This is a genomic window from Herbiconiux daphne, from assembly GCF_024979295.1.
GTDB lineage: Bacteria > Actinomycetota > Actinomycetes > Actinomycetales > Microbacteriaceae > Herbiconiux > Herbiconiux daphnes.
Genome location: NZ_JANLCJ010000861.1, coordinates 1 through 507 on the forward strand (window position 1 = coordinate 1; position 507 = coordinate 507).

The window sequence follows — 507 nt, forward strand, 5'->3', positions numbered from 1 at the left end:
ATTAAAGTACAGACTGGTAACGGCGCGGGCGGTGTTTCTATTCAAGAAATGGTCGCCTATCACCAATATTTAAAATCTAACCTGCTGCAAGAAATCGGACTTTCTTCTGCCTTTAATATGAAGAAAGAAAGATTGATTAGCTCAGAAGTAGATCAGGGCGAAGACGCATTATTTCCCTTCGTCTATAATATGATGCAAAATCGTATGATGGCGGTAGACGCTATTAACGAAATGTACGGTACGGAATTAGATGTTGATTTCGGTAGCGTATGGCATTACAAAAATAAAAAGCTGGTTGATGATCGAAACGGGGACGCTCCGGTAGTTGCAAATCAGCCAGGTGAAACGGAAACGGCTCCGGGTTCTGACCCTGCCCCTGTTACCGATCCTGTTAGCGGCTCCACTGACAACGTGGAAACAGACCCGGTAAACACTGGTAATCCTAACCCGGATGCCCCTAATAACCCAGCGTTAGAAATCCCGCCTGATGTGGTCATTGTCGTAAAC

The 507-nt window shown here is 45.4% G+C and carries 1 protein-coding gene; it reads left to right on the forward strand.

The window, feature by feature from the left end; all coding sequences use genetic code 11:
- A partial coding sequence (locus N1032_RS28090; RefSeq protein ID WP_259544039.1) for a hypothetical protein occupies positions 1-507 on the forward strand: 507 nt, incomplete at both ends.